We start from the raw sequence: 23,114 nt of genomic DNA, 5'->3' as shown, positions 1-23,114 counted from the left end.
GACTACTTGATCTGAGGATCGGGAAGGGATTTTGTTGTCTTCAGACTCCACTTCATCAGTGGCCCTGAGGTCATGCTGGTCACGATCGCCATTACCACGAGGGCTACGAACAGCTTTTCGTCGATCAGTTCGTTTTCAAGTGCGATCAACCCCAAAATGATCTCCATTGCTCCCCGCGCATTCATTCCAAAACCCACAGCCATCGACTCTTTTACGGTAAAGCCTCCCTGGTACGCGCCAAATCCGCTGCCAAGGATCTTTCCTACAAATGATATCGCCAACACGGCCAGGGTCAGGAAAAGATCAAAATTGGCCACGAAATTTATCTTCAGACCGATGGATACAAAAAACAGCGGTGCAAAGATGTTGTTGATAAACTGATGGACGATTTCCTTTGCCCTCTCCGACATATGCTCGCTGTCACCCAAGGCGACCCCCAACAAAAAGGCTCCAAAGATGGCGTGTATGCCAAGCCACTCGGTAAACGCCGCCGAAATAAAACAAGCCGCCATGGACAGGGAAAGCACACCTCCCGGCCAGGCCAATTTCCTGTTTACCCATGGGAGTCCCTTGTTGATCAACGCCTTGCCGATGGTAAGCATAAAAAAAGTAAACAGCAGGGTAATGCCCACCGTCTGCAACAGCGATAAACTGCCCGACTTTCCCATGAAGGACAGGATCACCGAGAAAATCAGCCAGCCTATGATGTCGTTTACCATGGCCGATGCCACGATCAACATGCCCATTTTGGTTTTGAACAAGTCCAAGTCCATTAATATGCGAACCACTACCGGCAGTGCCGTGATGGACATGGCCGTACCCATAAACAACGAAAAGAGCAGTCGGTTGCCTTCTGCCAGACCAAAGAAGTCCGGAAAGAAGTAGGGAAATGAAAAGCCAAGCGCAAAGGGAACTACCAAACCCAACAGACTGATGCTCAGGGCCGCCTTTCCCTGCGACCATACCAAATGCAGCTCTACCTCCAGCCCGGCGATGAACAGCAGCAATATAACGGCAATCTGAATAAACCCATCCAAGGCCAGATTGGCGGATGGATTGCTCATAAAGAGCGACTCGAAGATGCCCGGGGCGAAGGTCCCCAGGATCGTCGGGCCAAGCAGAATTCCGGCCAATAGCTCTCCCACCACAGCCGGCTGCTTGAATTTCCGGGCAAGCTCGGCAAACATCCTCGCCAAGAACAGCATGGTGGCAAGTTGTATCAATAGGTTGATAACCTCGGTATGTGTTAGTCCATTCATGAAACGAGGCTATCTTTTTATTATAAGCAGGTTACAGGGAAGGTTACCCAAAATATCTTCAATGTCATGTGGGAAGAGTCTGTCAAAAAAGGTGAGGTTTTCATGACCTCCCAAAATCAGCAAGTCAGCGGCAATGCTTTCGGAAAACTTTGCCAGTTCAGGAGCCCATCTGCCAGAGGTCACTTTGATGTTCACTTTGAGTTCCCCCTTATCGATGGTCTGAAGAATGTCCTCCACGTACTGTATCTCTTCGTTAACCAGTTTTTTTCGGTTTTTGGAAATTTCAAGCTCGCTGTTGTCGGAGATGGTGGCCATCTTCAGGCCGTACATTTTGATCTCGTTCAGGATAAACACCTGCTTGGCCTTTTCCAGTTTACACAGTTCGATGGCCTGTCCGATCACGTAGGGCGTCTGTGCCTGCTGCGTACCGTTGATGACGATCTTTTGGAAAGAACGGGGATCCATACTTGGCTCTATCAGAACCAATACCGAACACTTTGCCTTTCGGATAATCTTGCGGGCGATGCTGCCAATGTAATAGGTAAAAAGTTCCTCTTTCTTCAATGCACCAGCTACCAACAGGTCCACCCCTTCAGAGTTGCAGACTTGGATGATCTTTTTGGCAGGCTTCCCCTCCTCCCACACGACCTTGGTCAGTTTCAGATTTACACCCTGTTTTTCAAGGATGGAAAAAAGGCGCGCTTCCAGTTCCTGCGTCTTTTTCCCGATGTGTATCAACACCAATTCGGAGCCATGCAAATCCTTGAGCCTTTTGGCCTCGGCAATGAGTGCCTCTATCCTGGGAGAAAAAGCGATGGCCAGAGCAATCTTTCTGTACATAGTAGGTCGACGGTTACGATCGATCAAAGTAGGGAAAAAATAGCTCAAAAACGACCTATGCCGGATAAAACTGTGCCAAAGACCGCTAATTTTCGGCGAATCTCACAACCGATGCGCCGTTCGAGCGATCTTCCTTTTGGCCAAAATGTCGGTTTCATTGCCACAAATCGTCATTTTGGGTTAATTTTAACGCGCTAACCGGACAATAGGCAGCGTCCCTTTGCCCTTACGAAATAAGACATGCGACCAAATTTCTACCTCTACACCTTGGGCATCCTGTGCCTTTGGCTTTTTTCCCTTGGGTCTAAGGCCCAAAGCGATTATCCTACCAATAGCCAAATCCAGCAGGAATTGGAGCGGCTGGCCCAGGCCCATCCTGAGGCGGAGCTAAAGGATTTGGGAAAAACCCCCGGCGGGCAAACGATTTGGAGCCTGGAAATCGGCAAAGGGGAAAAATACCGCAAACCCGCTACCGTTGTGGTGGGTGGTGTAGAGGGGTACCATGTACTTGGGGTTTCCCTCGCGTTAAATTTTGCCAAGCAATTGCTCGAAACCACCCCCAGCTTGTTGGATAACCATACCTTCTACGTACTGCCCAATCTCTCCCCAGATGCCTACGCACAGTATCACGCATCTCTCCGCTATGAGCGCCGAGGGAACAATGCGCAGGTGGACCACGACAGGGACGGTCGCATCAGCGAGGACGGTTACGATGACCTCAATGGCGACGGAATGATCACCCGCATGCGCGTTGAATCCGTAGTGGGAGACTACGTGGTTTCCGACGAAGACGAGCGCATCCTTAGACCCATTGATAGGGCAAAGGGTGAGCGCGGTACGCATTTGTTGTTTTCCGAAGGAATTGATAACGATAAAGACGGCAAGATCAACGAAGACTTAGCGGAAGGGATAGCGTTTAACAAAAGCCTGACCTATCAATTTCCCGCCTTTGAACCCTTGGCCGGAGATTTTCCCGTATCACAACCGGAAAGCAGGGCCGTACTGGATTACCTGTTTGACCGCGCCAATATCTATACGGTAGTTACATTTGGCCCGGCCAATAACCTCTCCTCACCGCTCAGCTACAATCCTGCCGCCGCCCAAAAAAGAGTCGTTACCTCTATGCTCGAAAGCGACGTGCAGATCAACAAACGCCTGTCTGACCTATACAATGAAGTGATGGCGCAAAAACCCAGCCTTCTGGAAACACAGGGTACCCCGGGTGACTTTTTCCAATGGGCCTATTTCCACTTTGGCCGCTTAAGTCTGAGCACACCGGGCTGGTGGGTTCCCGAAATGAAAACCGCCTCCGGTTCCAGTTACAAACTGGCGGAAGCAAACTACTTGGCCTGGGCCGATTCCATCGGGATTCCGCAACCTTTCGTACCGTGGACTGAGGTAGCCCATCCGGATTTCCCCGGACAGCGGGTCGAAATCGGTGGCCTCAAGCCCTTTTTGCTCCATAATCCCCCCTTTGATTTCGTGGATAGCCTAAGCCGACTGCACAGCGACTTTATCCTACAGGTTGCGGCACAGCATCCCAAGTTGGAATTCCACGGATTGAAAGTCGAAAAGCTTGAACGCGACCTCACCCGGGTAAGCGTACAACTCATCAACAATGCACCCCTTCCCACGCACACGGAAATGGGAAAACGCTCTCGCTGGCTGCAAAAGATCCGGGTGGATGTCCAGGTACCGGCATCGGAACTGCTCGTCGGAGACAAGATACAGCTCTTCGACAGCTTAGAGGCATACGACAAACTGGAACTCAGCTGGCTCGTTCGAGGATCTGAACCGATAAAAATCAAGGCCGGGGCACCCCATACCGGCTATGCGGAAATCACTGTGAAACCCTAACCCGCGGAATCAGATGCAACTAAATCCACTGTCCCGATCAACCCGCTTTGCTGCCTCTTCCTATCTGAAGTTGTTTTCTTCGCTTCAGAAGGAGCTTTGCCATCCCAACTCCATGCCCCATCGTATGAAAGCCTTCCATTTTTCCCTTTTCTCCCTCGTTTTCGCCCTGGGCCTGCTAGTTGGTCAGACTGGCAAATCACAGGCCCAGGAAAAATTCTTCCGGGCCATCGGGACACCCCACAAGCCCAAAGTGGAGGTAGCCTGGAACCGCTACCATACCAACGATGGATTGCTGGACATCATGCAACGGATCGTAAAAGCACATCCAAGGCTTGCCAAACTTGAAAGCATCGGCAAATCCTACGAAGGCAGGGATATTTGGCTGCTTACTATCTCTGATTTCAGCATGGGAAACCCTGATCGAAAACCCGCCATGTACATAGACGGAAACATCCATTCCAACGAACTACAGGGATCCGAATTTGCCCTGTATACCGCTTGGTACCTCACGGAGATGTACGGTGAACTGGATTTTATCCGCGAGCTGTTACAGGACAAAGCCTTTTACATTGCTCCCACCATCAATCCCGATGCCAGGGATTATTTCATCAAAGAGGCCAATACGCCCCATTCGCCCCGTTCAGGCATGATCAAGCTGGACGATGACCAGGATGGAGAGGCCGGAGAGGACGGCTTCGACGACCTCAATTCGGACGGGCACATTACCCAAATGATCCGAAAATCGCCCACCGGCCGGTATGTGAAGGATCCCCGTGACCCCCGAAAGCTCATTCCCGTTCCGACGGAGGAATTTGGTGACTACGAAGTGCTGGGCTACGAGGGCATAGACCGCGATGGAGACGGCCGGGTAAACGAAGACGGCATCGGGTATTACGATCCCAACCGGGACTGGGGATGGAAATGGCAGCCGGACTACGTGCAGCGGGGTGCCTATAAATACCCCTTTAGCCTACCGGAAAACCGTGCCGTCATGGAATTCGTCATGAAGCACCCCAACATCGCCGGTGCCCAAAGCTACCATAACTACGGGGGAATGATCCTGCGCGGGCCCGGTGCCGAAGAAGACCTCGATACCTACAACCAACAGGACATCCGCATCTACGATGCCATTGCCAAAAAGGGGGAGGAAATGATTCCCGGTTACCGTTACCTGGTCGTCTACAAGGATTTGTACTCCGTCTTTGGCGGTGAACTCGATTGGTTTTATGGAGGTCGGGGCATCTATACCTATACAAACGAGCTGATGGTTTCCTACCTGTATTTCCACGAAAATGCCGGTCGTGGAAACCAGGACGAGGAAATGAGAGTCGACAAGTACCTGACCTTCGGCGATGCCTTTGTCCCCTGGCAGGAATACGAACATCCGCAGTTTGGTACAGTAGAAATTGGCGGCTTCAAGAAAAATTTCGGCAGGTTACATCCCGGATTTCTATTGGAACAGGATGCCCATAGAAACATGGCCTTCACGATCTACCATGGCTACCACACCCCCAAGCTATCCGTGAGCGATGTCAAAGAGGAAGATCTGGGCAGAGGTCTAAAAGCCATCACCGCCACCATCCAAAACGAACGGTTGATGCCGACCCATTCCAGCCAAGATTTAAAGTACCGTATCGAACGGCCGGATTTTGTGTCGATCAGCGGCGTGGAGGTCCTCTCGGGAATGATCGTCGAAAACGAAGATTTCAACAAGGTAAGGGAACAAACCTACGAGCCCGAAAAAATCCGCGTGGAAAACATTCCCGGAATGGGAACCGTCAAAGTACGCTGGATCGTGAAGGGAAACCGGCCCTACCGCATCCAAGTGGACTCCGCCAAAGGAGGCAACGCAGAATGGAAACCCTAGCTCAATTCATCACGACCGTAACGGACTGACCCAGAAATTATGAGCAAGCAAAAAACCCAAGAAACCGGGCAGGATGTGCTTCAGTACATCGCCGATGTGCCTTCCTCCCAAAAACAGGCCGACAGCCTACAACTCATACAGTGGATGGAAGAAATTACCGGGCACCCGGCCAAGATGTGGGGCCCTAGTATCATTGGGTTTGGAAAATACCACTACAAATATGCCAGTGGACACGAGGGGTATGCTCCTTTGCTGGGTTTTTCACCACGAAAGGCGGCTATCTCGCTATACGTTTTTACGGGACTGGAGGATCATAAGCCCTTCTTGGAGGGTCTTGGCAAATACACCATGGGCAAGGCTTGCATTTACGTAAAAAAGGTGTCGGATCTGAATGAGGAAGTATTAAGGAGGCTAATGAAAGAAACCATCCGCTTTCTGCATGAACGATACGAGGTAATTTAACCTAAAAGCCTTACCGGCACTGCCCTTTCGTTTGCCCTGACACGCAAATGCAATGAAAAACACTATTAACAATATTTCAAAAAACACAGGGTTTTTTACCCACTAATTTTCCATTTTGTTAACAAATTAGTCTATTCATTACATTATGTGTATTTATTAAATTATTTTATTGAATTATTTGCAAAATAATAGGCTTTGGACTAATTTTGAAACATCAAACAGAGGATAAAAGATCCTCAAACGTTTGTTGATATACTGTAGGATGATGAAACTGGCAGACATGCCCTCCGGTCTCGGGGGTGGGGAGCTAGGGATAAAGCAAACATGGAGCTCGTGTTTTGCCTAACTGCCCCGTGGAGGTTCGACTCCTTCTCCTACAGCAGGTTATTTTGGGTTTATTGTTAATTGACTAAAGCTATGAGACTTTGTTTCATAGCTTTTTTCTGTTTAATGGCATCTTGATTAACGAACCTCAAACACGGTGTAGCTTGTAAGGGTAAATACCTCCGGCATTCCATTGGCAAACGTACAGGTTTTTATCCCGATCCACACAGACATCGTGGCAGTGCTTGAATACCGGCGTCTCTTGGAGCATCAGTGACAGCCTCCCATTTTCATATTGGGGAGCGGTACCTCCCGGGTTTGAGACTACCCGATTTTGTTTGTCCAGAATGGTGACAAAACCCCGGTTAAGCTGCATATTGTAGTTACCGTCCGTCATGCCAAAACAGACTCCTGAGTACAGGTTGTCGCCGTCGATCACTGGCCTGCTGATAAATGCACCGGGAAGATAAATATCCTCCAAATGCTGCCCATCCAGGGTAAACCGCTTGAAGGTGTTCTTGATACGCGCGGAGCAAAGCAGGGTAGGGTTTTGGGGATCCCGCCGATCGATTGCCACCCCGTGAACCTGCTTGAACTTATCCGGTTGCAAAAAACTGTCCCCTCCAAATTTCCGAATAAACTGCCCCTTGGCATCAAACTGCAGGATAAACTGTGCCCCATACCCATCCGCTACATAAATATCACCGTTTGGCGCAACCGCCGTCTCGGTGGGGCGGTAGGGCATGGTTTCGGTATAGGTACCCACCTGCAGTGGCGTGGGCAGTTCCATAACCACGGTGCCATCCAAGCTGCACTTTACCACCCTTCCCAAGCCGGAGTCAGTCACATACAGGTACTCGGCATCCCCTTCATCCACTAAAGTAAGCCCATGGGCACCCGAAAAGCCCAGTGTCCAGGAGAACAGCAGCTTGCCTGCAGTGTCATAGACGATCATGTTGTTTTTGGGATGGTCCGTCAGCATAAAAAGCCGGTCTTTACGATCCATGACCATTTCATGGCAGTTGTTTACGGGTGTTTTGGCCGGATCCAAATCGCCCCAGGCGCGGTCTACCCGGTATTGGAAATCCCCATGACCCAATATTTCGTGGGAGGGGCGAAGCCTAGAATTGCCAATAAAAAAAGTGTCTACACCCCTTCCCAATGAAAGAGCTCCTATAGCCGACACTTTTAAAAATTCCCGTCTATTTGCCATCTATGTTAGGTTAGGATATCCTTGACTACGTGACCGTGCACATCGGTGAGACGGTATCTTCTACCTTGGTGTTTGAAGGTAAGCCGCTCGTGGTCTACGCCCATCAAGTGAAGCAGGGTGGCCTGAAAATCGTGCACATGCACCCCTTTTTCGGCTACGTTGTAACTAAACTCATCTGTCTCACCGTACACCATACCAGGCCTAACGCCTGCGCCGGCCATCCACATGGTGAAGCAGCCCGGGTGATGATCCCTTCCGTAGTTGTCTTTGGTCAGCCTTCCCTGTGAAAAACTGGTCCTGCCAAATTCCCCGCCCCAGACCACCAAGGTGTCGTCCAGCAGCCCGCGTTGCTTGAGATCCATGATCAAACCGGCCGTGGCCTGATCGGTTGCCTTTGCCTGGGTTTTGATGCCTCTGGGCAGATTGCCGTGCTGATCCCACCCCATGTGATAGAGCTGTATAAACTTGACATCGCGCTCGGCCAGTCGGCGGGCCTGTAGGCAATTGGCGGCATAGGTGCCCGGTATACGGGCATCCTCCCCGTAGAGTTTGTAGATATGCTCCGGCTCCTCAGCCAGGTTTACCGCATCTGGTACCGAATTCTGCATGCGATAGGCCATTTCGTATTGGCTGATTTTGGAATGGATTTCGGGATCATTCCACAGCGCAAATTGCTCATGATTGAGTTCCTCAATAAAGTTCAACGCCTTTTTCCGATCGTGATCGTGTATGCCATGGGGATTATTCAGGTACAATACGGGATCCTTGCCGGATCGGAATTGAACCCCTTGATGGTGGGAGGGCAGGAATCCATTGCCCCAGGCATTGGAATTTAGTGGCTGATCTCCCTGGCTTTGAGAAATCAACACCACGAAGGAGGGCATATTTTTATTGTCACTTCCTAGGCCGTAACTCACCCAAGAACCGATCGATGGCCTACCGCTCAGCTGACTACCCGTCTGCACAAACATCACGGCAGGCTCGTGGTTAATGGCTTCGGTCTTCATGGATTTGATGATGCACAGGTCGTCTACCACCTTGGCGGTATGGGGAAACAACTCGCTCACCCAGGCACCCGACTGCCCATACTGCTTAAAGTCATAAATGGATTTGACCAGCGGGAAGGTAGACTGTTCGGATACCATGCCGGAATTGCGCTGGGTGCCCTGCACGGATGGAGGGATCTCTTGCCCATGCCATTTGGCCAGTTCGGGTTTATAGTCAAAGGTCTCAATCTGTGAGGGGCCGCCGCTTTGGAACAGGTAGATCACACGCTTCGCCTTGGGCGGAAAATGGGTGCCATTCAGCAGTCCACCCATACCGGCAGCTCCTTGAGGCGCGGCCAGCTCCTCAGCAAAGGAGCCTGATTTACCCATTAGTGAGGCCAACGCAATGGCGCCAAACCCCATGGAGGTTTTCTTGAGAAACCCCCTTCTACTTTCGGTAAACTGTAAATGTTTTAGGTATTCGTCCATGGCTTCTTTATCTTATGGTATATCCGTCGGAGGTGTTCATCAGGCCGTTAATAACGGTGGCCAATGCCGCCACCTGAACAGGATCCTTACCCGTACCCATAGGGGTGGCACCTATTCCTACGTAGGCGATGGCATCCTGCCTGTTTAGTTTAAATTTTTCAAGCTCTTCGTCGTAGTAGTTCGCCACCAACTCAAATTCCCTTTCGCGGGGCGTTCTTCCTATGCTAAGCAGAAAGGCATTTTTTAGGCGGCTCTCCCGCTCCGGAAACGACTCCAGCAGATTCTCCGCCATGACCCTCGCCGCCTCTAGGTACTGGGGGTCGTTCAGTAGTACCAACGCTTGCAGCGGCGTACTGGTTTGCCTTCGCTTTACCGAACACTCATTGCGATCGCCCACATCAAAGATCATCATGGACGGCGGACCGGAAGTCCGCTTCCATATCGTATACAGGCTACGGCGATACAGGCCCTCTCCAGGCTCCTGTAGGTACTTGTACCGCCAGATCTTCGAACTCAACTCGTCCCACAACCCTTCGGGTTGATACGGATAGACACTGGGTCCCCCAATGCGAGGAGATAACAGCCCACTTATTGCCAGGGCATTATCCCTGACCATTTCAGCTGTCATACGGTAACTAGGTCCCCGGGCCAGTAGGTTGTTGGCAGGATCCAACTCCAGCAGTTCCTTAGACGCATGCGAAGTTTGCCGGTAAGTGGCCGACATCACCATCAGTTTGTGCATATACTTACTATCCCAGCCCGACTCGCGGAACGTCACGGCCAGCCAGTCGAGCAGTTCCGGATGGGTGGGCAAGCTGCCCTGATTGCCAAAGTCATCAGAGGTTTCCACCAGCCCCTTGCCAAAATGCATCTGCCATAATCGGTTTACATACACCCTAGCCGTAAGGGGATTTCGCTCGTCAAATACCCACTTGGCCAGTCCCAACCGATTCCTTGGCAAATCCTCGTCAAATGGCAGGATGCGCTTGGGCAATGAAGGGAAAACTTCCTCCGTCGGATCGCTGTACAGTCCCCTGTCCAAGATAAAGGTAGGGCGGGGTTCGTCCGTGTCTCCCATCACCATGATCTCGGGAATATCCTCCACCAAGGCCATTTTTTCCTTTTTGGCGGCACGTAACCGCTCACGGGCGCGACTCACCTCCCTGATTTCCCTTCGCTGGTACTGGTTTTTGATCAGGTCGAAATGGGCAGGGTGGGTTGGCGTTGCCAGCACCTCCCGCACTGCTTCCCTATCAAAAAGCTGCCTGACTTCCAGCGGTGTCAATTCATCGGAAAACACGGACAACTCGTCCAGCCCGCTTTTCAGAAACGTTTTCATCTTGTCCCGCTCGCCAAGTGTGAGTCCCCGAAACCCATAGGTATGGATATCCGGTTTGAAAAGGATAGACTTGTACAGGTTATCTGCCTTAACTACCACGGGCACAGCTTCACCGTTGAGATAGACGCCCACACCGGATGCCTTTCCCTTCCCATCGTACGTGAGGGTTACCTGCGTCCATTCCTGCACGGGAAGCGGATCCAACGTCTCCACTTGAATGGCGTTGGTTGGCCACGAATAGGAGATGATAAACTTCAGCCGGTTATCTTCCAGAAACAAGGAGTAGCCCTTTAGTCCGAGGCGGATGTCTTCGCAATGGTAAAGGATTCCCGCTTCCTCAAATTCCTTTTCGGGAAAAACGGCGACGGACAAGCTAAAGGGATCTGTATGGTCAAACCACCCTACCTTTTCCGGAAGGGTCAAGGTTGTGTAGTCATTTAAAAACACTCCTTCTCCCTTTATTCCTTTGCCCAGGTCGGGTTCCTTGATGCGGATAGGATTGCCGTTGGCAACGGCATTTGGGCTGGTATACTGTCCGGCGGTCTCCTGTGGATCGAAGCGGTCCAGCGGATAATAGGCTACCAAGGCATCCCGCAGCCCCTTTTCGATCGAAGCCATGACACGGTCGGGCTGCTCTGCCCATCCATGCAGAGACGGTGTTTCCTCTTCAAGCAGTCGGTGAAGCTGATCGGATTCGCTGCGGATCTTACTGTCCAGGTAGGTCAGTAGTTTCTCCTGTTCCGTATCTGTAAGCAGAAGGGAGGGCCCCGGAACCTGCCCAGGACCGTACACTGCCGTTCCTATCTCGTTGGTGCTGTTGAAAAAGGCAAACAGCTCGAAGTACTCGCGTTGGGTAATGGGGTCGTATTTGTGGTCGTGGCAGCGGGCACATTCCATGGTCAGGCCCATGATAGCCTTGCCTACGGTCTGGGCACGGTCGGCCACGTATTCGACGCGGTATTCCTCGAAGACTATCCCCGCCTCAGAATTCCGCTTGTGAAGCCGGTTAAAGGCCGTGGCCAGGATGCTTTCCTTGGAGGGATGATCGAGTAGGTCTCCGGCAAGCTGCCAGGTAATAAACTGCTCATAACTCATATTATCGTTAAAGGCCTGAATCACCCAATCCCGGTAGGGGCTGAAGTCGCGGTGTTTGTCATCCAGGTAACCATCCGAATCCGCAAAGCGGGCCACGTCCATCCAGTCAGCCGCCATACGCTCCCCGTAGGCAGGGGAAGCGATCAGGCGATCAACCAGCCGCTCATAGGCGTCGGGTGAGTCGTTCCGGACAAAGGACTCAATCTCCTCCAGGGACGGAGGCAAACCTGTCAGGTCGAAGGTCAGCCGCCGGATAAGGGTCTCCTTACTCGCCTCCTCAGAAGGCTGAATCCCCTGGTCTTCCAGTTTTTTGCCAACAAACCGGTCTATATCATTTACCACCCAATCGCTAAATCGGGTCGCGGGTGGGGTGACAGCCTCGGGCGGAATGAAGGACCAGTGCGGCTTATATTGCGCTCCCTGTTCGATCCACTTGACGATGATGGCGATTTCCCGCGGTTCCAAGGTAAGATGTGACTCGGGAGGGGGCATTTGATAGGAGGCGTCACTCGAAAGCATGCGAAGCAGCGCATCGCTTTTGCCGGGCTTACCGGGCACGATGGCCTTTTTGCCGGGGCTTCCCTCGAGGGCGGCAAAGGCATATTCTTCCAGGTCTATCCGAAAGCTGGAAAGCTGATTGGTGGCATCCGGTCCGTGACAGGCAAAACACTTGTCCGAAAGTATGGGCTTTACATGGTAATTGAAATCTATTTGCTCCGGTAGATCAATATAGACCTCCGCAATTTCCTGGGGGGGCTCCCATCGTCCGCACGCTGCCAAGGCCAGCAGGGACGCCGACACTATAAAGAAACGTAACAACCTAGTTGGAATTGATATCATGGGTTTAAAGGGCTTTTCGCTCGAATTTCAAATATAGGGCATTTAAATTGCCGAAATTCCGTTAAAAAACCGTTTTGTTAACAGTTAAAATTAATGATTATCTTTGAATGGAGAAAGTTTTCGACCCATGCAGAGGCAAGATTATGAGCAAATTGTGGAAAGGATCATTGGGAGCAAGTCCTTTGGAAGATCCCTGACCTACGCGAATCTACTCCGGTACCTTGCCTCGTGTACCCGCGATGACAAGGTACCCAAAGAGGCGACGATCGCCGCGGAAATTTTTGGAAAAGAGGATTATGATCCCTCCCAAAGTACGCTGATCCGGGTGTATGTATACAAACTGCGCGAAAAGCTGGCAGCTTACTACGAAAACGAGGGCAAAGCGGAAACGTCCGTGCTTACCATTCCCAAAGGTGGATATGCCCTCGCATTGTCCGAGCGTGATTTGGTCAAGCCCTCCCGTAGGACTGCCAAACTGCCCCGACCCTGGGTACCGGTACTGCTCGTAGCCTTGGGAGTGGCCGTCTATTGGTTATTGCGCCTGCTGCCGGGGGAACCCAGCCAACCCTCCCTGCCGCTGCTGTGGTCGGATCTACAGGACAGCCGGTTTCCCGCCACGCTGGTCTTGGGTGATCTTTTTATTTTCAATGAATACGATCCGGCGGTCGGCAGCATGCGGACCATCCGACAATCCGGGATCAATTCCCAACGGGAATTTGAGGTCTTTCGGGAACAGCAGAAGCCGGCCCACCTGGATTGGACTCCGGCAACTTACGGATTGCTCATACAGGGAAGCGCCCACTGGATAAAAAACCTGACCGAAATGTTTGGAAGCCTGGGCAAAGACTACTCCATCCGCACCATGTCCCGCTTCAACCCAAAGGAACTGCAGGATAAGGACCTGCTGGTGGTAGGCATGCTAAAGACGCTGGGGTTATTCCAAAACTACTTCCAAGGATCTCGCCTGGCCTATGACGCGGAAGTGGATGGGATCCGGGTATCCGAAGAGGGAGAGGCAAACGTGTATACCCCATTTGGCGATCCGAACGGCTACCATACCGATTACGCGATACTAGCCAAATTGCCCGGACCCAACGGCAACGCGGTATATGTCTTTGGCGGCATATGGGATACCGGTGCCACCGAGAGCCTCAAGCTCTTTACCGACTCCAAGCTTGCCGCTTCGCTCGAGAAAGAAATGGACGAAAAGCTGGGAAGAGTGCCGAAGCATTACAAAGTCCTGATCGAAGTCAGCGGCCTGGACAGAATGGAACTGACGAGCAGGGTGGTGGAGATGTATGCGGTAGAGTGATTGGAGAAGTGAAATTACTCTTTTTGGCCTAAAAGGTAAAAATTTTGACGGATTTCGACAGAAAACCGATCTACATCGACAAGTCTAAGGCGATAAATTGTTACTTTGTGTAAAGTAGATAAATTCAAATCAAAAGACTAAGATGGCATTGGATCTCCGTTATCTGGAAAACGAGGTATTAGATCAATACTTATACGACGAATCACAAAGACCGTGGATCATTGGGTTTAGTGGGGGAAAGGACAGCACGATGCTATTACAGGTCGTCTGGAAATCTTTAAAAAAAGTAGATCCAATTTTACTTACACGCAGAATATATGTGGTCTGTAACGATACCATGGTAGAGAATCCCCGAATGGTAAAGTTTATAAAAACCACGCTAAACAGGATTCAAATAGCAGCCAAGGATCAGCAAATTCCGTTAACCGTTCATGAAACTATGCCAAGAGTCGAAGATAGCTTTTGGGTACGGTTAATTGGTCTAGGTTATCCTGCACCTAATAGATTCGTAAGGTGGTGTACAGAAAGGCTTAAGATAAATCCCACCACGCGTTTTATCACGGAAAAAATCAGTGAGGCCGGAGAAGCTATTATTTTACTTGGAACTCGGAGCGCTGAAAGTGGTAATCGGGCCAGGTCAATAAAACGACATGAAATCAAAGGCCAGAGACTACGTAAACATCAGCTGCCAAACACTTTTGTTTTCGCGCCTATAAAGGACGTATCCACGAATGAACTTTGGCAATATCTAAACCAAGTGCCACCTCCTTGGGGTGGTACCCATAAGGAGCTTGTTACCCTGTATCGGAATGCAAATGCAGGGGATTGTCCACTTGTAATAGACGAGACAACTCCAAGTTGCGGTAATAGCAGGTTTGGTTGCTGGACCTGCACAGTCGTCAATAAGGATAAATCTATGGAAGGATTGATTGATAACGGGGAAGAATGGATGCAGCCTCTTTCTGAGATCCGGGACTTTTTAGTCGAGACAAGGGACAACCCGGAATTGTATCGAGATCCCAGGCGTAGAAATGGGGAATTGAAAGAAGGAGTATGGGGGCCTTACCTTTTCGAAACAAGAGCTGAGATTTTAAGGCGAATCCTAAAAGCGCAAAAAGATATTGAAGAAACGGAGGGAGTCGAGCTTATTTCCCAACAAGAATTGGTATTAATTCAGTATCATTGGTTTAGAGATAGTTTTTTTGAGACCAAAGTTTCAGATATTTACAATCAGGTGTATAAAACCAGCATCGATATGGGCAAACAAGAAGAAAAACAGCGGGAGGAGGAAGAATTACTCGCCAAGTCCTGCAAGGACGAACCCAGAGACCTTAAGTTCATTATGGACTGCTTGGCACTCCAAAAAACAAAGACGCTTATGATGAGAAAAAGGGGACTACAAGCGGATTTGGAAAAGAGGCTTGATCTGCTTGTAAAAGAGATAAAAGAGGTAAGTAAATGAAAATTAAGGAAATTGAGCTTTACAATTTTAGAATTTACAAAGGTTCTAATGTAATAGATCTAAGCCCTGAAGCTGATAAGAACATCATTCTGGTTAGTGGTCGTAATGGTTTCGGTAAGACAACTTTTCTGATGTCCCTAGTATGGTGTTTGTATGGACGCCAAATGCAAGATGTCGATGATCTGTACAAAAAGGAAATCTCCGACCAAGGTACTTATGCAAGGTATATCGCGGGTAGTTTAAACCGAAAGGCAAAAACTGAAGGAGAAAATTCATTTTTTGTATCAATAACGTTTACAGATTTAAATATTAATGGGGTTTTTTATAAAGAAATTGTAGTAAAGCGCTCATTTAATATTTACTCTAGCACTGGTGAAGATCTAGAAGTGTTGATTGATGGAAGGATTAATGAATTGGCAAAAGAGGTTGGTCCGGAGATATTTATCCGTGATTTTATTATGCCCATAGAAATAGCCAAGTTCTTTTTTTTCGACGCTGAAAAAATCGTCAGTCTGGCAGAAGTTAATACCCCGGAGCAAAAAAGGGCACTTAGTAAAGCCTATTCGGAAGTTCTAGGTATCAAGAAATATGAGGACTTAAAGGCGGAACTTGAAGGACTTCAAATAAAAATGAGGCAGGAGTCTGCTAGTGCTACTGAAAAAGCTGATTTTAAGAGACTTGAGGCCGATTTGTCGACAATCGATGACCAGGTCTCAGAATACCTGACAAAGATCGATGAGACAAAGGAAAAGCGGAATGAAAAAAATAAGGATATCAGGGATATTCAAGAAAAATTAATAAAAGCAGGTAGCTTAATTACAGTTGAGGAACTTTCGGAATTCAGAGACCAAGAGTACGGGCTGGTTAGAAAGCAAGAAATTCTTCAAAATGAACTAAAGGATCTTTATGATTATATCCCGTTTGCAATCGCAGCCGCTAAACTAGTTGAAGTTCAAGATCAATTAGACAACGAAGCTAACTACAAAGTAGCACAGTTCAAAGAAGAAAATATTACAGGCACCACTAACAAGGTTCTCAATGAACTCCTTACAATCGAAAGACCTAAGAATATTATTTTTGATCACCAAATTCACAAATGGTATTCCGATACCTTTGAAAAATTGATTAGGAAACATTTCTATGGAAACAGCCCTGCATTGCCAGAGGATTTCCAGTTAATTCACGACTTCTCCGATTCGGAACGCGCCGAACTTAATTCCTTAATGGGGAACATCAAGCATTCCTTTAGGGAAAACGTCAAACGCATAAATTCAGAATATGTATTTACTAAAAATGAAGTGAATGGAATTAGACGAAAAATTCGAGACGCTGAAAGTAACCAAGAGGATCCCATAATTGAGTCCTACAGAAACCAAAAGGCTGCCTTACAGCTTGAAGTTCAAAAACTTGAAGACAATATTGATGCATTTAATGTAGAGATAGGTAGTTTGAATTTAAGAAAAACCCAATTAATAAAAAAAATCGAGGAATTAAGTAAAAAACTTGAGGTATCTGACAAGAATAAGGAAAAGGACAAAATATTAACAAGGCAAATTTCAAATTTAAAAAATTTTATCGCTGCCTTTAAGACTAAGAAAAAGGAATCTCTGGAAAGACAGATTTTTGATGGACTAACGACGCTGTTACACAAAAAGGATTTTATCCACAAAGTGGAGGTCAATATTATTGGAGAAGACATCGATATTGTATTGAGAGACTCACGTGGTGATGAGATCCGGAAAGAATCACTAAGCAAGGGTGAGCAACAAATGTATGCGACCTCGATTTTACGGGCTCTGGTGGAAGAAAGTGACTTTGAATTTCCAGTTTTTATCGACTCGCCCATGCAAAAGTTTGATGAACAACACGCAGAAAACATTGTCAAATATTTTTATCCGAATGTTTCAGATCAAGTTGTTCTATTCCCCTTGATTAATAAAGAAATGACAGAATCCGAATTCAATTTGCTGTTCCACAGGATTGCTAAAACCTATTTAATCAATAACGTGAGCGATTACAGTAGTGAGTTTTTACAAACCGAACCAAAGGATTTTTTAAGAACCTATAACCAGAAATACAATGTTAATTAATATCCGTACCTCGGAAGCCAATAAGCAAGTAGTCCAAGAATTATCGCGAAAAGTGTTTCCGGGCTCATCCGAGAACTATATCTCAAGAGTGGCACTTGCATTTTCGATAAGTCGCGGGGTTAAGCTGGATTTGGAAAAAGACTTGCAGGATGGTAAAGGCAAGGAATACAAAGATGATATTCTGTTTGGAAAACATCGTACTTTTTACATCGCAATGATATGCCAACATTATGGCATATTCAAAACCGATGCAAATTTAGCCAAATACGTAAAGATGCATGTTGACCATGGTCTTGCTTTAATGAGCAAGATCTTCGACGATAGCCACAACTTCACGGGCTTGGATTTTATCCTAGAACAGGTAGAAGCTGGAATAGAAGCTTTGTCGGAAACCGAACTTTCAAATGATGCGATTCTCTTCGATGAAAAAACAAGAACTCTAAGAGTCAAAAACAAGGACTATTATTCAGATTCAATTAGGCTTCGCGTTGGCGAATCATTTGACGGTGAGGACATCTACTTTGAGTTCAATAATACGGCAGTGCATAACAACGCCCACGTCGCTGTAGCTGGCAATTCAGGAACTGGCAAGACCTATTTCGCAAACAGCCTAATTAAGCAAATCGTTAAAGAAACCCGTGGGAAGGTGAATTTTATCTTCCTCGACTTTAAGGGCCTGTCTGAAGAGGATGAAAAGAAAAACTCAGAGTTTTTTGAAGCTACAAAGTGCCAGCTAATTAAAGCCCCATACACTCCCTTCCCTATAAATCCAATATCCTTTATCGATAATGTAAACGAAAAAAACCGTTTTATGGGAATCAATAAGCTTGTAGACATTATCTGTAGTCAAGCAAACCTGGGGAAGGTTCAGCAACAAACCCTAAAAGATTCGATCAAAGATGCCTTCGCAGAAGAAAAAGGCGGTAATTTCCCAACCTTTAAAAACATTTATGACAAGGTAAAGGACAGGGAAGGCAGTAAACCAACTTCCTTAGGTCAAATTTTGGAAGACCTGTCTGAATTAGATCTATTTGCAAATATCGCGGATGCTAACAATAATTTTTTAAACAATAACTTTTACCTGAGTCTATCTGGCGACCTTTCAAAAAACATAAGATTTACGTCCGTTTTCTTGATTATCAACTACATATACAATACATTTATGAATATGGAAAAAGCTCCCATCGAGGGTGATTTCCAAGGAATGCGGTATGTGTTGTTGATTGACGAGGCGCATACCATTTTTAAGGAGAAGAAATCTCAGGATTTGCTGGAGAAGATTTTGCGTGAGATTCGATCCCAAGGTGTATCAGTGATATTGTTGTCACAGGGTATAGAGGAGTTTAACCAGCCTTCTTTTGATTTCAGCAGTATGTGCGAGACTGCCTTCCTTTTTGATATCAAGGATAAGGTTAACCTCAAGCTGATGCAGAAATTCATGGGTATCGGCGACAAAGACGCGATGAAACTGAAAGCCAGTATGGAGAAAATTCAGAAATATCAGCTGGTTTCGAATTTGAAGGAGTACAATGTAGGAGAATTGTTTAAAGCATAGAATATGAAAAAGATAGGATTTTTCATTACTGATTGGATTTTCTTTTTTGAAAAAGAAAGCTATGAAAAGTTAAAAACCATAGTAAACAAAAAAGAGAACATGTCAGAATTAATAACATGGAAGCTTATTATTGTTTACCTTCCACTAATCACCTTTTTTTCAGTTTTTTTGATTAACTTACTTATTAACATTTTTTGTTATTCACGATATTACTATTTATTTAATAATGGGTCGTTACCAATAATTTCGTTTGGAATTATTACATCTGGTATGCCATATCTAATAGAGAGATTAGAAGATTATCCCGATTTTCATTCGATGAGAAGGAGAGTCGTGGCAGTCTCAATGATATTCCTATTTTTAACCGTTGCTCTATACATATTTCAAACTATTCAGTTTCCGGGGCTTAGAATAAATTCCTTATCTAAGTCTATAATTACAATATCCTCGATTTTCGCCTTTCTTTTTGCGTTCTCAATAGGGATAAAAATGTTTCTTTTGAAATCAGAAAATGTTAAATCTTTTGATGAAGATATAAATAAAAGCCTAGGAAATCATTTTGATGCAATCAGCGATGACTAGACAAATAGAAAATGGTTTTGAAGCTCGTAAAATAACTCAAATTAATCAAGAGTTTTTGCTTGGCATTTTTACGTATTCTCAATTTAAAAAGTGGTCAAAACCTACGGAAAGATTGATTGTAGGTTATGAAGAGGAATTGGTAGACCAAGATGAATTTTTTAAGGATAAACCGCTAATAAAGCCAGTTTACAATTCTCAAATTCAAAGGAAAACCAATAATTCGAAAGTAGAAAATATAGCAGATTTTTTAATTAGAGACAATTATTCGATGTTTCCAACAAATATTATTGTTGCAGTTCCAGCGATTGTAATTGATAAAATTGAAGAGATAAGTAACGACTCAGTATCTATTTCTTTAAACGAAATTGTCTTTCAAGAAATTGAAAAAGAAAATGGAGATGTGTTTTTAACAATAATAGATGGCCAACATAGAATAAAGGGGATAGAAAGAGCTATACAAAAACTTCAAGATATAATAGGGTTAGAACTTGATCCGTTGGAGAGAAAAAAATACTCCGATAAGCTTAATAAAATTTTAGAGTTAGAGTTGGTTGTATCATTTTTTTTAGATCCTCCGTTAGAGTACCAAGCTATGATTTTTTCTACGATTAATAAAACCCAAACTAAAGTTCCTGAGAACCTTGTCTATAGTCTATTTGGTTTAACGAATCTAGATTCTCCCCAAAAAACAGCTTTAGAAGTTGTTCTTGCCCTAAATGGAATTGAAAAATCGCCCTTTTTTGGAAGGGTTAAGTTGGTAGGGAATTCCTACAAAAGAGGGGAATTAATTCCTTTATCTCAAGCTACGATGGTTAAATCAATATTATTTTTGATTTGTAGAGGACAAAAAGAAGCTGAACTAGAGCGGTGGAAGAAAAGGACGGAGATGAGGGATGAAAATCAAAGATTAATATTTAGAGATTTTTATAGAACCAATGAGGATAAAAACATAACTCGAGTCATTTTCCTTTATTTTTCTGCAGTTAGAGAAGTCTTTCTAAATGAAGATGGACAGTCCTATTGGGACCTTGGTTCAACTGATAAAATTAATCTTTTACAGACGAATGTTTCTTACCAGGCTTTTATGAGACTTTTAGTTGATATTTTTATCTCTGGGCATAGGGAGGAAATTTTCAAAAAAGAATTCTATTTGGCATTGCTAAAAAAAATAACTGTTGATTTTCAAGACCCTGAAAATAAATATCCATTTACAAGTAAAACTATTAAACTATTATATGAAGATATGAAGTCTCAGATTTTTATTGATTAAAATTTCTTAATCCTATCGTTTTCTCTTTAATTTTTTTGCTTGATAGGTTGATTTCATTCTGTTTCGAGTTTTTACCGAAAGAAAACCTTATGCAGTTAAATGCCCGGTATTCTGTTAGTTTCATTCCAATCAACACATGCGAAGGCTCAATACTCGCTGCCGTACAGGCACTTCCGTTACTGACAGTGATGATGGGGGAATCGTCTTCCGGATTGCTGAGTCCCATTATCAGGGCTTCGCTGTCTACACCTTCGAAGCCGATATTGGTTACGTTGTAGAGCCGCTTTTCCCGATGGCCATTGATCCAGGTGCCCTCGATTTTTAGAAGCTCGGTCTCCAAGTAGTCCCGCATTTCCCGGATTTTCTTTTCATTTTCGGCCATTTCCAATTGGGCGAGCTCACAGGCTTTACCTAATCCCACGATGCCGGGTACATTGAGCGTGCCACTGCGAAGTCCGCGTTCATGCCCACCACCGTGGATTAGGGCGGGGATTTTGATACGGTTTTTTCGTTGCCGAACAAAGAGTGCGCCGATGCCTTTTGGGCCATAGATCTTGTGTGCAGAGCAGCACAGCAAGTCGATCCCAAGATTATCCACATTGACAGGGATCTTGCCGACCGACTGGGTGCAGTCACTCATGAATAGCGCACCTTTCTCGTGGGCAAGGTATGCGATTTCCTGAATCGGCTGGATTACGCCTGTTTCGTTGTTGACATGCATCACGGATACTAGGATCGTATCCGGTCGGATTGAGGCTTTCACAAGCTCAAAGTCCAGTAAACCGTCGGGTTGCACCGGGAGATAGGTGACTTCAAATCCTTTTGTTTCCATATAACGACAGGTGTCCAAGACGGCTGAATGCTCAGTCGATACGGTGAGGATATGTGTGCCTTTATGGGAATAGGCCTCAGCGACACCTTTGATGGCTAGGTTGATGGCCTCTGTGGCACCACTGGTGAAGATGATTTCATGGGTATCTGCTCCGATCAGGTCCGCTACCTGCTGTCGGGCCTTTTTTACTGCTTCATGAGCGGCCAAGCCAAAGCGATGTGTGGAGGCGGCGTTGGCAAAATTCTCCGAAAAGTAGGGCAACATGGTCTTCAAAACCCGTGGATCAACAGGAGTAGTTGCATTGTTGTCCAAGTAAATTACTTCGGGGAAACTCGGCTCAGTACCTGTAACTATCGAATAATTTGTCTGTATCTCCATGAAATTGATTGAGATTTATGGGCTTTTGGAAAAAGGGTTCATCCAATTGTATCGTGATATACGTCTCGGTCAGGCGGATATCAAAGTCTGTTTTCAATGATTTGGCTTGACGTGAGATTTTCTTATCACACAAAGCCAAGTGAATCACCGAGAAGTTAACAAAAATATCCATGAAAGAGGTCGCAATCAAATGATCTAATTTAAATATCATTTTCCCCTTGTCAGGAATCTTGTAGTATTTCGGCTTTTCGATCAACCGGAAGTGAGTCGGGACTTGGTAAAGGCAGATATCCCATTTTCCATAAAATGCAAGGTCGTTGATAACCCTTGGCAGCGATTTGATGACTTCCTCAAAGCAGTCGAATGTCCTGAGTTGCACATTGACATAGCCGCCAAATGAATTCCCAACCAAAACAAATTTCGAAAAACGATTGAAGCCTCGGAATACCTCTGACTTTGTATCGATATGGTAAGTTATTGTGGAATTCATGGATTTCTAGAAATAATGTCCAGCTTCACTTGGGACATAGCGATGCCAAGGAAGCTATTTGGTTGTGTTTCTCCCCCTTTTTTTAATTACTTTTGGTTAAATCATCTAGCATCCAAAGATATAGCTAAGTATCTACAAAAGCAAATTATTTTCGATAAATAAATAAATGGCGAGCATTGTAAACCGAATTGGGCTGTATGCTGAAAGAAAAGGCCTCAGTATCCGACGAATAGAAATGGAGATTGGGGCCGGAAATGGTACACTTTCCAAGGCAATAGGAAAAGACAAGGACGTATTATCCGAATGGATCGCACGGTTTGTAAAAAGCTATGCAGACGTTAACCCCACTTGGCTGCTTACCGGCAACGGTTCCATGCTTGTCACGGACGAGGAAAGCCTTTCCGACAAAACGGCGGCAACTTTGACGCAAAAGATTCTTCACTTGGAACAATTGCTTCAGGTCCAAAAGGAGAAAAATAAACTCCTCGAAGACCTGATCCAATTATTAAAGCGTGGTTAATTCCTGTACAGGAATTCAGCTTAAAAATAAATTAGCGTGATGCTCTGATTTT

The 23,114-nt window shown here is 46.3% G+C and carries 17 protein-coding genes; 10 read left to right on the top strand and 7 right to left on the bottom strand.

Annotated elements, in window-relative coordinates; translation table 11 throughout:
• Positions 1-2: 2 nt before the first annotated feature.
• Together ADIS_RS11420 and ADIS_RS11415 are read right to left on the bottom strand one after the other, a co-directional pair.
• Positions 3-1,259 (bottom strand): cation:proton antiporter, encoded by a 1,257-nt coding sequence (locus ADIS_RS11420; RefSeq protein WP_010854661.1) that lies wholly within the window; start codon positions 1,257-1,259, stop codon positions 3-5.
• Between the two features lie 9 nt (positions 1,260-1,268).
• On the bottom strand, positions 1,269-2,099 hold the full coding sequence (locus tag ADIS_RS11415; RefSeq protein WP_010854660.1) for a universal stress protein: 831 nt from the start codon (positions 2,097-2,099) through the stop codon (positions 1,269-1,271).
• Between the two features lie 240 nt (positions 2,100-2,339).
• Between ADIS_RS11415 and ADIS_RS11410 the strand changes: the two genes are divergently transcribed.
• The 3 genes from ADIS_RS11410 to ADIS_RS11400 are packed head-to-tail and all read left to right on the top strand — an operon-like array spanning position 2,340 to position 6,285.
• Complete coding sequence (locus ADIS_RS11410) at positions 2,340-3,956, top strand: M14 family metallopeptidase (RefSeq protein WP_010854658.1); 1,617 nt, start codon at positions 2,340-2,342, stop codon at positions 3,954-3,956.
• Between the two features lie 13 nt (positions 3,957-3,969).
• Complete coding sequence (locus ADIS_RS11405) at positions 3,970-5,823, top strand: M14 family metallopeptidase (protein WP_010854657.1); 1,854 nt, start codon at positions 3,970-3,972, stop codon at positions 5,821-5,823.
• A gap of 39 nt (positions 5,824-5,862) precedes the next feature.
• Positions 5,863-6,285: a DUF1801 domain-containing protein gene (locus tag ADIS_RS11400; protein WP_010854656.1), complete on the top strand. Its 423-nt coding sequence runs from the start codon at positions 5,863-5,865 to the stop codon at positions 6,283-6,285.
• 472 nt (positions 6,286-6,757) lie between these two features.
• Here ADIS_RS11400 and ADIS_RS11395 read toward each other — a convergent pair whose 3' ends face one another.
• From ADIS_RS11395 to ADIS_RS11385, 3 genes are read right to left on the bottom strand one after another with little or no spacing between them, the layout of a single operon-like run.
• A complete protein-coding gene (locus ADIS_RS11395) occupies positions 6,758-7,822 on the bottom strand; it encodes an NHL repeat-containing protein (RefSeq protein WP_010854655.1) in 1,065 nt (354 codons plus the stop codon).
• A gap of 5 nt (positions 7,823-7,827) precedes the next feature.
• Complete coding sequence (locus ADIS_RS11390) at positions 7,828-9,297, bottom strand: DUF1501 domain-containing protein (protein ID WP_010854654.1); 1,470 nt, start codon at positions 9,295-9,297, stop codon at positions 7,828-7,830.
• Between the two features lie 7 nt (positions 9,298-9,304).
• Positions 9,305-12,571 carry a DUF1553 domain-containing protein gene (locus ADIS_RS11385; protein WP_010854653.1) on the bottom strand — a complete coding sequence of 1,089 codons (3,267 nt, stop codon included), beginning with the start codon at positions 12,569-12,571 and terminating at the stop codon, positions 9,305-9,307.
• A gap of 127 nt (positions 12,572-12,698) precedes the next feature.
• Between ADIS_RS11385 and ADIS_RS11380 the strand changes: the two genes are divergently transcribed.
• The 6 genes from ADIS_RS11380 to ADIS_RS11355 all read left to right on the top strand — a co-directional run bounded on the left by ADIS_RS11380 (position 12,699) and on the right by ADIS_RS11355 (position 20,842).
• Positions 12,699-13,883 (top strand): helix-turn-helix domain-containing protein, encoded by a 1,185-nt coding sequence (locus ADIS_RS11380; protein WP_155907397.1) that lies wholly within the window; start codon positions 12,699-12,701, stop codon positions 13,881-13,883.
• A 142-nt stretch (positions 13,884-14,025) separates the two neighbouring features.
• Positions 14,026-15,345 (top strand): DNA phosphorothioation system sulfurtransferase DndC, encoded by a 1,320-nt coding sequence (gene dndC / locus ADIS_RS11375; RefSeq protein ID WP_010854651.1) that lies wholly within the window; start codon positions 14,026-14,028, stop codon positions 15,343-15,345.
• Positions 15,342-17,435, top strand: coding sequence for a DNA sulfur modification protein DndD (dndD, locus tag ADIS_RS11370; protein WP_010854650.1), 2,094 nt, complete (start codon positions 15,342-15,344; stop codon positions 17,433-17,435). Before dndC ends, dndD begins: the two co-directional genes overlap by 4 nt.
• Complete coding sequence (locus ADIS_RS11365; protein WP_035805700.1) at positions 17,425-18,990, top strand: DndE family protein; 1,566 nt, start codon at positions 17,425-17,427, stop codon at positions 18,988-18,990. Before dndD ends, ADIS_RS11365 begins: the two co-directional genes overlap by 11 nt.
• A gap of 3 nt (positions 18,991-18,993) precedes the next feature.
• Positions 18,994-19,572 (top strand): hypothetical protein, encoded by a 579-nt coding sequence (locus ADIS_RS11360; RefSeq protein ID WP_035805698.1) that lies wholly within the window; start codon positions 18,994-18,996, stop codon positions 19,570-19,572.
• Complete coding sequence (locus ADIS_RS11355; protein ID WP_035805696.1) at positions 19,565-20,842, top strand: DGQHR domain-containing protein; 1,278 nt, start codon at positions 19,565-19,567, stop codon at positions 20,840-20,842. Before ADIS_RS11360 ends, ADIS_RS11355 begins: the two co-directional genes overlap by 8 nt.
• Here ADIS_RS11355 and ADIS_RS11350 read toward each other — a convergent pair.
• Both ADIS_RS11350 and ADIS_RS11345 read right to left on the bottom strand, forming a co-directional pair.
• On the bottom strand, positions 20,832-22,052 hold the full coding sequence (locus ADIS_RS11350; protein WP_010854647.1) for a cysteine desulfurase family protein: 1,221 nt from the start codon (positions 22,050-22,052) through the stop codon (positions 20,832-20,834). The genes ADIS_RS11355 and ADIS_RS11350 overlap by 11 nt on opposite strands.
• Positions 22,012-22,542, bottom strand: coding sequence for a hypothetical protein (locus tag ADIS_RS11345; RefSeq protein ID WP_081634926.1), 531 nt, complete (start codon positions 22,540-22,542; stop codon positions 22,012-22,014). The genes ADIS_RS11350 and ADIS_RS11345 overlap by 41 nt, the downstream gene beginning before the upstream one ends.
• 166 nt (positions 22,543-22,708) lie before the next feature.
• Here ADIS_RS11345 and ADIS_RS11340 point away from each other — a divergent pair, with 166 nt between their 5' ends.
• On the top strand, positions 22,709-23,062 hold the full coding sequence (locus ADIS_RS11340; protein WP_010854645.1) for a hypothetical protein: 354 nt from the start codon (positions 22,709-22,711) through the stop codon (positions 23,060-23,062).
• Positions 23,063-23,114 lie beyond the last annotated feature (52 nt).

The sequence above is a fragment of the Lunatimonas lonarensis genome (assembly GCF_000390185.1).
GTDB classification, from domain to species: domain Bacteria; phylum Bacteroidota; class Bacteroidia; order Cytophagales; family Cyclobacteriaceae; genus Lunatimonas; species Lunatimonas lonarensis.
Note: the sequence above shows the minus strand (reverse complement) of the source record. Positions and strands in the feature narration are given on the sequence as shown.